The sequence below is a fragment of the Streptomyces sp. NPDC031111 genome, from assembly GCF_055570675.1.
Window position 1 is genome coordinate 1 of record NZ_JBVIGS010000024.1, and the last position, 12,505, is coordinate 12,505.

Here is a 12,505-nt window from a genome sequence, read left to right on the forward strand (position 1 = left end):
CCCCCCCCACCTCCCCCCCCCCCCCCCCCCCAAAAACCCCCCCCCCCCCCCCCCCCCCCCCCCTCTCTCTCCCCCCCCCCGCGGCAGGTCGGAGGCGCTGTGCCGGTCCTGCGAGAGGTAGGCCCTGTGGGACTCGAACCCACAACCAATGGATTAAAAGTCCACTGCTCTGCCAATTGAGCTAAGGGCCCCTGGCGATGTTGCCTCCCCGAGCATAGCCCGACGTGGCCGAGACTCCGATCGGGTATCGCGGAGGCGGGTCGGGACGTGTCCCCGGGAGACGCGGGAGGGCCCGCACGACGGGTGTCGTGCGGGCCCTCCCGGCCGGCTCGGTGAGCCTGTGTCAGCCGTTGCGCTTCCAGCGCGGCTTGTCCTCGCGGCGGCCGAAGGAGCCGCCGCCCCGGTGGTCGTCACGACGGCCGTACGGGCGGTCGTGGGAGCCGGAACGGAAGCCCGGGCGGTCGCCCTGGCGGTCGCGGTTGAACGGGCGGTCGCTGCCCCGGTGACCACCGCGGTCGTCCCGGCGGAAACCGCCGCGGTCGCGGTCGCGGTCCCGGTTGAAACCACCACGGTCGTCACGACGCTCGAACGAACGCCCGCCACGGTCGTCGCGGCGCTCGAAGGAACGCCCACCGCGGTCGTCACGGCGGTCGCCGCGGTCACCACGGTCGTCGCGGCGGAAACCACCGCGGTCACGGTCCCGGTTGAAACCACCACGGTCGTCACGACGCTCGAACGAACGCCCGCCACGGTCGTCACGGCGGTCACCGCGGTCGTCACGACGGAAACCGCCACGGTCGCGGTCGCGGTCCCGGTTGAAACCACCACGGTCGTCACGACGCTCGAACGAACGTCCACCGCGGTCGTCACGGCGGTCGCCACGGTCGTCACGACGGAAACCACCGCGGTCGTCACGGCGCTCGCGCCGCTCGTACGGCGCCGGAGCCTCCGTACGCTCCACGCGCTCGACGTCCCGCGCGGTCGGCTGCTCCGGAAGGGTGACCTCGGCCTCGTCCGCCGCCACGGCGGCCGCCTCGGCCACCACGGTCTCGACGTCCTCGCCCCGCTCGCGCGCGACCCGGGCCAGCAGCCGGTCGGCCTCGTCGCGCAGCTCCGACGCGCGGCGCTGCGCCCGCTCCAGCTCCTTGGTCAGCTGGGCGACCTCACGCTCGGCCTGCTGCGCCGCGTTGCCCGCGGACTCGGCCTGGACCTCGGTCATCGACCGGGCGCCGGTGATGTCGGCGACCTCCGGGTCGAAGGCCGCGCCGCCCTGGATGATGTGGCGCGTGGCGTCGACGCCCGCGTCCTCCATCAGCCGGAAGATCTGGCGCCGCTGGTGCGGGAGGGAGAGGGAGACCACGGTGCCGGTGCGGCCGGCGCGCGCCGTGCGGCCCGCGCGGTGCAGGTAGTCCTTGTGGTCGCCGGCCGGGTCCACGTTCAGGACCAGGTCGATGCCGTCGACGTGGATGCCGCGCGCGGCGACGTCGGTGGCGACCAGGACGTTGACGTACCCGTCCTTGAAGTCGGCCAGCGTGCGGGTGCGCGCGCCCTGGGTCATGCCGCCGTGCAGCGCGTCCGCCTTCACGCCGGACTCGCGCAGCTGGTCGGCGACGCGGTCGGCGCCCAGCTGGGTGCGGACGAAGATGATGGTGCGGCCCTTGCGGGAGGCGATGGCGGCGGTGACCGGCGCCTTGTCCTTGGGCTTCACGACCAGGATGTGGTGCGACATGGTCGTCACCGCGCCCTGCGCCGCGTCGACCTCGTGGCTGACCGGGTTGTTCAGGTACCGGTCGACGAGGGTCTTGATCTCGTTCTCCATCGTGGCGGAGAACAGCATCCGCTGGCCGCCCGCGGGAACCTGGTCGAGCAGTTCGGTGACCTCGGGCAGGAAGCCCAGGTCGGACATCTGGTCGGCCTCGTCGAGGACCGCGATCTCCACGTTCTCCAGGGAGCAGGCGCCGCGGTTGATGATGTCGCGGAGCCGGCCCGGGGTGGCGACCAGGATGTCGACGCCCTTCTCCAGGGCGTAGATCTGGTTGCCCATGGAGGTGCCGCCGCAGACGACCTTCATGCGCAGGCCCACGACGTCGCCGTAGGGCTGGAGCGCGTCGGCGACCTGCATGGCCAGCTCGCGGGTCGGGGTGAGGATGACGGCGCGGGGCTTGTGCTTCTCGGTGCGGCCGCCGGCCAGCGTGGCCAGGGTCGGCAGACCGAAGGAGAGGGTCTTGCCGGAGCCGGTGCGGCCCCGGCCGAGGATGTCCTTGCCGGCCAGGGCGTCCGGGATGGTCGCGGCCTGGATCGGGAAGGGGGTGGTCACGCCGTTCTGCGCGAGCTTGCGCACGACGCCCTCGGGCAGACCGAGGTCGGCGAAGGTGAGCTCGGGGGTCGCCTCGGGGGCGGGGGTGATGTCGGTGTCCTCGGTGTTCTCGGGCACGACGACGTGATCAGTACTGGCGATGGGCATACGAATGCGAAACCTTCCGGAGTCTCTTCGGCACGCGCCCGTCAACTCCGTGATTCGCGATTCGCAATTACGACCGCCTCGATGCGGTCCACCACGGCAAGGGAGAGTACGCGCCACACGGCGCGCTCTGCTGTGGCGCCGGGCAAATAGGATCAAACGATCTGCCACCATACGCACCCCGGCACCCCGAAAGCAAACCGGCAGGTGAGCGGGGGGTCCGGCGGGCGGGGAAGCACAGGCGGGGCCTGGAGGTCAGACCACGGGCGCCCCCGCGTGCGGCGCGGGCTCCCGCTGCGCCAGTTGGGTGTCGGGGGGCTGGTGCGCCGACGAGGACGGCTCCGCCTGCGTCGGCTCGGGTGTGACCGACGGCTCGGGCGGGGTCGGCGTGGGCTGGGGGTCCGGCGTCCGCGAGGGCTCGGGCGGGTCGGGCCGGTCGTCGGGGGTGGGTCCGGCGGGCCCGTCCGGTCCGTCGGGCGGCCCGGACCGGCTCGCCCCCGCCGACGGCGAGGCCCCGGCGGATTCCGTCTTCCCGGTCCTGTCCTTCTTCCCCTTGCCCTTGTGCCCCTTGCCCTCGACGCCTCCGTGTTCCCCGTCCGCCGGCGCGGCGCCGTACCCACCGCCGCCCGGCGCGGTGGCGCCCCCGTCCGGCGCCTCACCGCCCGGCCTCCCCGAGGAGTGCGTCGGCCCGGCGCTTCCGCCCGCACCGTCCTCACTCACGCTCATGCAGCCGGCGGCAGCGGCGACGGCCACGACCGTGGCGGCCAGACGGACGGGTACGTACAAGCGGCGCACGGAGCCACCTCCGATGGGAGTACGGGGTCAACAACCCCAACTCCCGCCACCCGCAAGAAGACACGCGTACGGTCTATCCGTAGCCGAGCGCGTGCAGCCGGGCGTCGTCGATGCCGAAGTGGTGCGCGATCTCGTGCACCACCGTTATCTCGGTCTCGGCGACGACGTCCTCCCGGGACTCGCACATCCGCAGCGTCGGCCCCCGGTAGATGGTGATCCGGTCCGGCAGCACCCCCGCGTACCACTCGCCCCGCTCCGTCAACGGAGTGCCCTCGTACAGCCCGAGCAGCTCCGGGTCGTCCGCGGGCGGCTCGTCCTCCACGAACACCGCGACGTTGTCCATCAGTCGGGTCAGCTCCGGCGGGATCCGGTCCAGCGCCTCGGCGACCAGCTCCTCGAACATCTCGCGCGTCATCTCCAGCACAGAGCCATTGTCGGGTACGAGCCGTCCGTACGAGATGCGCGCGGCCCCCGCATATCCCGCGGCCGGCTTGGGCATACGGGACCAATGGCCCGCGTCCCCTCCGCCGTGATGAAAGCCCTCCACCGCGTCCGACGGGTCCCGCGGGCCCTCACCCGCCACCGTCGCCCCGGGCGGGCCGCCACCCCGACGCCCGCGCTGTCCGCCCGGCCGCGCCCCTGGAGGCGCGCCGTCGGCCTCGTCGCCGTGGTCGTCCTCGGCGCCTGGCTCGGTCTGCTGGTCGTCGGCAACGTCCGGGTCCCCGTGGGCCCCATGAACACCACCATGACCCTGCGCCCCTCCTTCACCGGCGGCACGAAGATCAATGTCTCTCCCCTGGGCGCCCTCCAGCTCGACAGCCACATCGCCCCCGTCCGGCTGGACGTCAACGTCGACCAGCTGGACCCCGAGCGCTCCCAGGCCCTCGTCGACCACCCCGAGCGCCTCTCCGGCCTCCAGGACGAGGTCACGCGGGACATCGCCCACGGCACCGCCGACCTCGCCGTCCGCTCCTGCGTCGCCGTCGTCACCGGCGCCACCGCCCTCGGCCTGGCCGTCTACCGGCGACCCCGCCGCGCCCTCGCCGCCGGCGGTCTCGCCCTCGGTCTCCTGGCCGCGTCCGGCGGAACGGCGTACGCCACCTGGAACCCCGACTCCGTCCTGGAGCCGAGGTTCTCCGGCCTGCTCTCCTCGGCCCCCTCGCTGGTCGGCGACGCGCGGAGCATCGTCACCGAGTTCGACGTCTACCAGAAGGAGTTGGCGCGCCTCGTCACCAACGTGACCAAGCTCTACGACGCCACCTCCACGCTCCCCGCCTACCAGCCCGACCCGACCACCATCCGCGTGCTGCACGTGTCGGACATCCACCTCAATCCGGCCAGCTGGAAGATCATCGCCTCGCTCGTGGAGCAGTACCGAGTGGACGTGATCGTCGACTCGGGCGACACCATGGACCACGGCAGCGCCGCCGAGAACGGCTTCCTGGACCCCATCGAGGACCTGGGCGCCCCCTACGTCTGGGTCCGCGGCAACCACGACTCGCTCATCACCCAGCGCTATCTCGAGGGCCTGAAGAACGTCCACGTCCTCGACGACGGCAGGGCGAAGACCATCGCGGGCCTCCGCTTCGCCGGCATCGGCGATCCGCAGTTCACCCCGGACCGCTCGAAGAAGGCCGGAGCCGAGCAGTCCCAGGAGCTGGCGGGCGCCCGTCTCGCCTCCGCCCTGCGCGACCAGCGGACCGCCGGCACCCCGGTGGACGTGGCGATCGCCCACGAGCCGTCCGCGGCCCGCGAGGTCGACGGCACCGTGCCGCTGGTCCTGGCCGGCCACATCCACCACGAGGAGACGGAGGTCATGAAGTACGGCACCCGGCTCCGTGTCGAGGGCTCCACCGGCGGCAGCGGTCTGCGCGCCATCGAGGGCCAGTACCCGGACCCGATCGAGACGTCGATCCTCTACTTCGACCGCGACACCCGCCGCCTCCAGGCCTGGGACTCCATCGAACTGGGTGGTCTCGGCCTGACCACGGCCGAGGTGAGCCGCCACCTCCCGAAGGAGAACCAGCCGGGCGCGTCCACCTCGCCGTCCCCCTCCTCCGGAACCCCGTCGACCCCCGCCCCGTAAACCGTTTTGGCGAACGCTCCCGACACCACGTATGCTTCTCACGTCCCCGACGCGCTGAGAAGCGCCCAGGCGGGCCGATAGCCCTCATCGTCTAGCGGCCTAGGACGCCGCCCTTTCAAGGCGGTAGCACGGGTTCGAATCCCGTTGGGGGCACGCACCACCCTGTGCGACACTGTCGTACGACACGCTTGGTCCTGTGGAGCAGTTTGGAGTGCTCGCCACCCTGTCAAGGTGGAGGCCGCGGGTTCAAATCCCGTCAGGACCGCTGGTGTTTCACGTGAAACACCGCGGCTGGGTAGCTCAGTTGGTACGAGCGATCGCCTGAAAAGCGATAGGTCGCCGGTTCGACCCCGGCCCCAGCCACAGCAAAGGCCCCGATCCCCGATCGGGGCCTTGTTGTGTGCCCCGGCAAAATCATTGGCCGCGAATTTTCGCGGGATGAGATCCTGGAGTCCGTATGTCTACGCACTCTGCCCCCGCTCTCGGCTCCCTCGCCCCCCGTCTCTCCGAGCTGTCGCTGCGCGACGCGCACCGGCTCGGGCGCAGGCTCGAGGGTGCCCGCAAGATCCGTAAGCCGGAGGCCCTCGCCGCCGTGCTCGCCGAGATCGAGGCGGAGGTCGCCGGGGCCGAGGAGCGGATGGCCGGGCGGCGCGCCCGGGTCCCCGCGGTCACGTATCCCGCGCAGCTGCCCGTCAGCCAGAAGAAGGACGAGATCGCCGAGGCGATCCGTGATCACCAGGTCGTGATCGTCGCCGGTGAGACCGGGTCCGGCAAGACGACGCAGATCCCGAAGATCTGCATGGAGCTGGGCCGGGGCGTCCGGGGCATGATCGGGCACACCCAGCCCCGGCGCATCGCCGCCCGCACGGTCGCGGAGCGGGTGGCGGAGGAGCTGGGGACGCCGCTGGGTGAGGCGGTGGGCTGGAAGGTCCGCTTCACCGACCAGGTGAACCCGGACGCCACCTTCGTCAAGCTGATGACCGACGGCATCCTGCTCGCCGAGATCCAGACCGACCGCGAGCTGCGCGCCTACGACACGATCATCATCGACGAGGCGCACGAGCGGTCGCTCAACATCGACTTCCTGCTCGGCTATCTCGCCCAGCTGCTGCCGAGGCGTCCGGACCTCAAGGTCGTCATCACGTCCGCGACCATCGACCCGGAGCGTTTCTCCCGGCATTTCGGGGACGCGCCGATCATCGAGGTCAGCGGGCGCACCTATCCGGTGGAGGTGCGCTACCGGCCGCTGCTGGAGGAGGACTCCGACGACGCCGACCGCGACCAGATCACCGCGATCACGGACGCCGTCGAGGAGCTGATGGCGGAGGGGCCCGGCGACATCCTGGTCTTCCTCTCCGGTGAGCGGGAGATCCGGGACACGGCGGACGCGCTGACGAAGAAGCGGTACCGGTCGACCGAGGTGCTGCCGCTGTACGCGCGTCTGTCGCACGCCGAGCAGCACCGGGTCTTCCAGCAGCACAGCGGCCGGCGGATCGTGCTGGCGACCAACGTCGCCGAGACGTCCCTCACCGTCCCGGGCATCAAGTACGTCATCGATCCCGGGTTCGCCCGTATCTCCCGCTACAGCCACCGCACGAAGGTGCAGCGGCTGCCGATCGAGCCGGTCTCGCAGGCCAGCGCCAACCAGCGCAAGGGCCGCTGCGGCCGTACGTCGGACGGTATCTGCATCCGTCTGTACAGCGAGGACGACTTCCTGACCCGTCCGGAGTTCACGGACGCGGAGATCCTGCGCACGAACCTCGCCTCGGTCATCCTCCAGATGACCGCGGCCGGCCTGGGCGAGATCGAGAAGTTCCCGTTCATCGATCCGCCGGACCACCGCAACATCCGCGACGGTGTGCAGCTGCTCCAGGAGCTGGGCGCGCTCGACGCGACGCAGAAGGACCCCCGCAAGCGGCTGACGGAGACCGGCCGGAAGCTGGCGCAGCTGCCGGTGGACCCGCGGCTGGCCCGCATGGTGCTGGAGGCGGACCGGAACGGCTGTGTCCGCGAGGTGATGGTGATAGCCGCCGCGCTGTCCATCCAGGACCCGCGGGAACGGCCGGCCGACAAGCAGACCCAGGCGGATCAGCAGCACGCCCGGTTCCGGGACGAGTCCAGCGACTTCCTCGCGTACCTCAACCTGTGGCGGTACGTCCGCGAGCAGCAGAAGGAGCGCGGTTCGTCGTCGTTCCGGCGAATGTGCAAGCAGGAGTACCTGAACTTCCTGCGGATCCGCGAGTGGCAGGACATCTATACGCAGTTGCGCACGGTCGCCAAGCAGATGGGCATCCACCTCAACGAGGAGGACGCCCCCGGCGACCGCATCCACGTCTCCCTGCTGGCCGGTCTGCTGTCGCACATCGGCATGAAGGACGTGAAGGAGTCCAAGGACTCGGGCAGCCCGACGGGCCGCAAGGACGGCGGGCGCAACGAGTATCTGGGCGCGCGGAACGCCAAGTTCGCGATCTTCCCGGGCTCGGCGCTGTTCAAGAAGCCGCCGCGGTTCGTGATGTCGGCCGAGCTGGTGGAGACGTCCCGGCTGTGGGCGCGGGTCAACGCGAAGATCGAACCGGAGTGGGTGGAGCCGCTCGCGGAGCACCTGATCAAGCGCACGTACAGCGAGCCGCACTGGGAGAAGGACCAGGCGGCCGTGATGGCGTACGAGAAGGTGACGCTGTACGGCGTACCGATCGTGGCGCAGCGCAAGGTGAACTACGGCCGGATCGATCCCGAGCTCTCCCGCGAGCTGTTCATCCGGAACGCGCTCGTCGAGGGCGACTGGCGTACGCACCACAAGTTCTACGCCGACAACCGGCGGCTCCTGACCGAGGTCGAGGAGCTGGAGCACCGGGCGCGGCGCCGGGACATCCTGGTCGACGACGAGACCCTGTTCGACTTCTACGACCAGCGGATCCCCGAACACGTGGTGTCGGGGGCGCACTTCGACTCGTGGTGGAAGCGGAAGCGGAACGAGCAGCCGGACTTCCTCGACTTCGAGCGCGAGATGTTGATCCGTGAGTCGGCGGAGTCGGTCACCAAGGCGGACTATCCGGACTCGTGGCGGCAGGGCCCGCTCAAGTTCCGGGTGACGTACCAGTTCGAGCCGGGTGCGGACGCGGACGGTGTGACGGTCCATGTCCCGCTCCAGGTGCTGAACCAGGTGACGGACGAGGGGTTCGACTGGCAGATCCCGGGTCTGCGCGAGGAGGTCGTCACGGAGCTGATCCGTTCGCTTCCCAAGCCGATCCGGCGCAACTACGTGCCGGCGCCGAACTACGCGAAGGCGTTCCTGGAGCGGGCGGTGCCGTTGCAGGAGCCGCTGACCGTGACGATGGCCCGTGAGCTGAAGCGGATGGTCGGGGTGCCCTTCGAGGCGGAGGACTTCGACTGGTCCCGGGTTCCGGACCACTTGAAGGTCACGTTCCGGATCGTTGACGAGCGGCGCCGCACGATCGCCGAGGACAAGGACCTGGAGGCGCTGAGGCTGCGGCTGCGGCCGAAGGCCCGCAAGGCGCTGTCCCAGGCGGCCGCCGCCACGGCGCAGCGTCAGGGCGGTGAGTCCCTGGAGCGCAAGGGGCTGACGGACTGGACGATCGGCACGCTGACGCGCGTGTTCGAGACGCGCCGTGCCGGTCAGCCGGTGAAGGCGTATCCGGCGCTGGTCGACGACGGCGACACGGTCTCGGTCCGGCTGTTCGACACTGAGGCCGAGCAGGCGGAGGCGATGTGGAAGGGCACGCGCCGGCTGATCCTGCTCGGGATTCCGGTGAACCCGGCGAAGTTCGCGGCCGAGAAGCTGACGAACGCGCAGAAGCTGGCGCTGTCCGCGAATCCGCACGGTTCGGTGCAGGCGCTGTTCGACGACTGCGCGATGGCCGCTGCGGACAAGCTGATCGCCGACTTCGGCGGGCCGGTGTGGGACGAGGAGTCCTACCGGAAGCTGTACGACAAGGTCCGCGCGGAGATCGTCGACACGACGGTCCGTGCGGTGGGCCAGGTGCAGCAGGTGCTGGCCGCGTGGCAGGCCTGTGAGCGCCGTCTGAAGGGCGTACGGAGCCCCGCGCTGCTCCCGAACCTCCAGGACGTGCGGGGTCAGCTGGACGGGCTGGTGCGGCCCGGCTTCGTGACCGAGGCGGGGCTGCGGCGGCTGCCGGACCTGATGCGCTATCTGGTGGCCGCGGACCGCCGCCTCCAGCAGATGCCGGCGAACGTCCAGCGGGACACCACGCGCATGGCGAAGGTCCATGAGATGCGGGACGAGTACGCGTGGCTGCTGGAGCAGATGCCGCAGGGGCGGCCGGTGCCGCGGCAGGTGCTGGACATCCGCTGGATGATCGAGGAGCTGCGGGTCAGCTACTTCGCCCACGCGCTCGGTACGGCGTACCCCGTGTCGGACAAGCGGATCGTGAAGGCGATCGACGCGGCGGTGCCGTAACGGCTCCGGTACGCAGGGTGAGTTCGACCAGGGGGCTCCACCTCCTGTACAGTCCTTCTCGCAGCGCAACGCACGAATCGCACTGCGAAACCTGGTCCTGTGGAGCAGTTTGGAGTGCTCGCCACCCTGTCAAGGTGGAGGCCGCGGGTTCAAATCCCGTCAGGACCGCAAAACCGTGAGGGCCGCACCCGCAAAGGGAGCGGCCCTCACGCATGTCGACTCCCACCCGGAGGCCGCGCCCGCGGCGGAGCCGCGATCGGACACAGCAAATCCCGTCAGGACCGCAACAACCGTGAGGGCCGCACCCGCAAGGGAAGCGGCCCTTTCGCATGCCGCCCCCATCACACCGCAAGAGCCCGGGACTTCACCCCCGGGCTCTTTGTGTGGTTCAGGGCGCTGTGCGCCTCTCTGCGCCTCTCCGCCGTCTTGACGGGTTCGCCGGCGCTCGGTACTCCAAGAGGCAGGGCACGGCTCCGTGTGGCCCCCTGGAGGTGGCGAATGGCGGCATCGGCTAGGCACGAGACACGGGCACTGCTCCGCGCGCATCTGGCGGCCGCGTCGTCGTACCGCCACCTCACCCGCCACTGCCCTATCTGCCACCGCCTCCAGCGGCTGGCGATGGACACCGCTCCCCGCCCGTCCCGGCCCGCCGAGGAACAACCCGACCTCAACGCCCGTTCCCTCTAGCGCATATGCCGCAGGCTCAACAAGCCGACTGGTATGTGACGGGTGTCACCGTATGAGTTTTGGGAAGTGCTGCACTTACACCTCTCCTACAACAGGTCAATTTAATATGTGCAATTGCACCACCCGGAGAGGCCCGCGCCGGCCGGCGCACAGCTGATCCCCCACCCGCCCCCAGACTCCGACAAGGCCGCGCACGGAGCGCCCCAGGGGGCCGGTCGGAGCCCGACCAGGTTCCCCATCGGCGCACAAAAAAGATCGCGCTGGACCCGGCGGAGTCCAGCGCGATCGACGACGCACCCTTGTTCAGTTGCCTGGAAAGCTCTGATCAGCTTGGGCGAGGGGCCTGTTGGGGCAGTCCCCGCGTCGCTTGGAGCCAGTGTTCCCGGGCTTCTCGGCCAGTGGGGGACCAGCCGGTGCCACCCGGTTCATTCAGTTGTTCAGGCCTCGCTGCGCTGCTGCGGAATGCCCGCGAGCAGTGCGCGGACCTCGGCTTCGCGGTAGCGGCGGTGCCCGCCGAGCGTGCGGATCGACGTGAGCTTGCCTGCCTTCGCCCAGCGCGTGACCGTCTTCGGGTCGACGCGGAACATGGTGGCGACCTCAGCCGGGGTCAGCAGCGGCTCGGCATCAGGGGTGCGAGCGGTCATGAGCGGCCTCCTCGGGAGAACCGAACCTTCTCGGTTCTTTCCTCTAAATTCTGCACCTTGACCCGCGTTGCCCGAAATGGCGGACGCGAGTCGAGTCGGTTATAGGACGAACGGCTTGTCCTCGGCACTACAACTACACCATCTGTCCAGCGACGTCGGCCAAACCGACGGAATTGCCCTCCCAGGTGTTCATCAGCCGCGGAAGCCGATGGACCGTGCCATAGCGGACAGTCACGCCGCTGTGACGATCAGTCACAGCGGCGATCAGGAGGCACGAGACCCCCCAAAGCGTGCAATGCTGAGAATCCGCCCATAGTCGAGCACAGCAGGACGGAGGAGCCCTCCCCGGACTCCTTGTCCTATTTTGGCATGAGGGTGGGCAAGGGGCGCAAGGGCCGCGTACGTGCGGTCCGTCACGCTTGACGCGCTTGGGACATACGCCCGGATCGGCATCTACGTCCGTTGTCGGACCCGCGCTGACGGAATCTCAGGACACCTCAGGGCGAAGACAAAACCCCAAGAAGGGCGTTTGGTCAAACGTCAGTTCGCCGAGCGCAGGTCGCGCACCGACCGCCACCGCTCCACGAGCCGCGCGTAGGCGGCCCCGGCGCCCTCCCCGTCGCCGCGTCGCAGCGCCGCGATCCCCTCGGCCACGTCCGCCGCCGAGTGGTCGTCCTCCAGCGTGCCGGCCGGCAGGGCGTGCACCAGTCCGCCGTAGTCCAGTTCGACCTGCGAGCGCGGGTGGAACTCCTCCAGCCAGCGACCCACGTCCACGAGCCCGTCGATCAGCAGGCTCTCGTCCACGGCCTCCCGCAGCGCCCGCAGCCCCCTGGCCACCCGCCGCCGGGCCTGGACCATCGGGGTCCGGTAGCGCAGGAGGGGCGCCTCGTCGGAGGAGCCCTTGACGTACTCCCGCTCGTCGTCGGCGAAGAGCACGAACCAGTTGATCGGCACCTGCCAGGTCGCGGTGCGGATCCACGGCCGGGCGTCGGGGTTGTCGGCCAGCCAGCGTTCGTAGTCCTGGGCGGCCTGGTGCCGGACGACCGGGGGCAGGAGCACGTCCAGGACCGGCAGCGGAAAGTCCTCGGCCAGCTCTCCCAGCGCCTGCCAGCCGCGCAGCCGGGTCCGCCAGGGGCAGACGCAGACCACGCCGTCGGCCTCCAGCACGAACGCGTCGTCGCTCTCGTGCACCGGCACCGGCACCGGCGGGGTGGGCACGAGGTCGGCCAGCGCCCGGCGGAGTTCGTCCTGGTAGGAGGGCAGGTCGGTGCGGCGGGCGTAACGGGCCCAGTGGCCGCGTTCCGGCTCCGGGAAGGCGGCCAGCGGTTCGTACACGCGCAAGTAGGTCGCGTAGGGGACGATCACCGAGGACACCTTGGGCACGCCTGCTCCCT

8 protein-coding genes and 5 tRNA genes are annotated in these 12,505 nt (G+C 70.3%); 7 read left to right on the forward strand and 6 right to left on the reverse strand.

Annotation, left to right across the window (positions count from 1 at the left end):
* Nucleotides 1-118: 118 nt before the first annotated feature.
* From ACZ470_RS34705 to ACZ470_RS34720, 4 genes are all read right to left on the reverse strand, one after another.
* Nucleotides 119-191: transfer RNA gene (locus tag ACZ470_RS34705), tRNA-Lys, on the reverse strand.
* 152 nt (nt 192-343) lie between these two features.
* Nucleotides 344-2,464 carry a DEAD/DEAH box helicase gene (locus ACZ470_RS34710; protein ID WP_468433811.1) on the reverse strand — a complete coding sequence of 707 codons (2,121 nt, stop codon included), beginning with the start codon at nt 2,462-2,464 and terminating at the stop codon, nt 344-346.
* A gap of 252 nt (nt 2,465-2,716) precedes the next feature.
* A complete protein-coding gene (locus ACZ470_RS34715) occupies nt 2,717-3,256 on the reverse strand; it encodes a hypothetical protein (protein WP_468433812.1) in 540 nt (179 codons plus the stop codon).
* 73 nt (nt 3,257-3,329) lie between these two features.
* Nucleotides 3,330-3,680 carry a metallopeptidase family protein gene (locus tag ACZ470_RS34720; RefSeq protein WP_159534388.1) on the reverse strand — a complete coding sequence of 117 codons (351 nt, stop codon included), beginning with the start codon at nt 3,678-3,680 and terminating at the stop codon, nt 3,330-3,332.
* Nucleotides 3,681-3,764: 84 nt separating this feature from the next.
* On the opposite strand from ACZ470_RS34720, the gene ACZ470_RS34725 reads away from it, so the two are divergent.
* The 7 genes from ACZ470_RS34725 (at nt 3,765) to ACZ470_RS34755 (ending at nt 10,467) form a co-directional block, all read left to right on the forward strand.
* Nucleotides 3,765-5,342 (forward strand): metallophosphoesterase family protein, encoded by a 1,578-nt coding sequence (locus tag ACZ470_RS34725; RefSeq protein ID WP_468433814.1) that lies wholly within the window; start codon nt 3,765-3,767, stop codon nt 5,340-5,342.
* A gap of 80 nt (nt 5,343-5,422) precedes the next feature.
* Nucleotides 5,423-5,495: transfer RNA gene (locus ACZ470_RS34730), tRNA-Glu, on the forward strand.
* A 37-nt stretch (nt 5,496-5,532) separates the two neighbouring features.
* A tRNA-Asp gene (locus ACZ470_RS34735) sits at nt 5,533-5,607 on the forward strand.
* 24 nt (nt 5,608-5,631) lie between these two features.
* Nucleotides 5,632-5,705, forward strand: a tRNA-Phe gene (locus ACZ470_RS34740).
* Nucleotides 5,706-5,799: 94 nt separating this feature from the next.
* Nucleotides 5,800-9,780 carry an ATP-dependent RNA helicase HrpA gene (gene hrpA, locus ACZ470_RS34745; RefSeq protein ID WP_468433816.1) on the forward strand — a complete coding sequence of 1,327 codons (3,981 nt, stop codon included), beginning with the start codon at nt 5,800-5,802 and terminating at the stop codon, nt 9,778-9,780.
* Between the two features lie 93 nt (nt 9,781-9,873).
* A tRNA-Asp gene (locus ACZ470_RS34750) sits at nt 9,874-9,948 on the forward strand.
* Between the two features lie 330 nt (nt 9,949-10,278).
* Complete coding sequence (locus ACZ470_RS34755) at nt 10,279-10,467, forward strand: DUF6274 family protein (protein ID WP_468433817.1); 189 nt, start codon at nt 10,279-10,281, stop codon at nt 10,465-10,467.
* 437 nt (nt 10,468-10,904) lie between these two features.
* On the opposite strand, the gene bldC is transcribed toward ACZ470_RS34755, so the two are convergent.
* On the reverse strand, nt 10,905-11,111 hold the full coding sequence (gene bldC / locus ACZ470_RS34760; protein ID WP_003949541.1) for a developmental transcriptional regulator BldC: 207 nt from the start codon (nt 11,109-11,111) through the stop codon (nt 10,905-10,907).
* A 540-nt stretch (nt 11,112-11,651) separates the two neighbouring features.
* Complete coding sequence (locus ACZ470_RS34765; RefSeq protein ID WP_468433819.1) at nt 11,652-12,494, reverse strand: DUF8083 family protein; 843 nt, start codon at nt 12,492-12,494, stop codon at nt 11,652-11,654.
* Between the last annotated feature and the right edge of the window lie 11 nt (nt 12,495-12,505).

Excerpts from the sequence above, each read along its gene's own strand:
- ACZ470_RS34710 (WP_468433811.1), bottom strand. The coding sequence starts at position 2,464 with ATGCCCATCGCCAGTACTGATCACGTCGTCGTGCCCGAGAACACCGAG.
- ACZ470_RS34755 (WP_468433817.1), top strand. The coding sequence starts at position 10,279 with ATGGCGGCATCGGCTAGGCACGAGACACGGGCACTGCTCCGCGCGCAT.
- hrpA (WP_468433816.1), top strand. The coding sequence starts at position 5,800 with ATGTCTACGCACTCTGCCCCCGCTCTCGGCTCCCTCGCCCCCCGTCTC.
- ACZ470_RS34725 (WP_468433814.1), top strand. The coding sequence starts at position 3,765 with ATGGCCCGCGTCCCCTCCGCCGTGATGAAAGCCCTCCACCGCGTCCGA.
- bldC (WP_003949541.1), bottom strand. The coding sequence starts at position 11,111 with ATGACCGCTCGCACCCCTGATGCCGAGCCGCTGCTGACCCCGGCTGAG.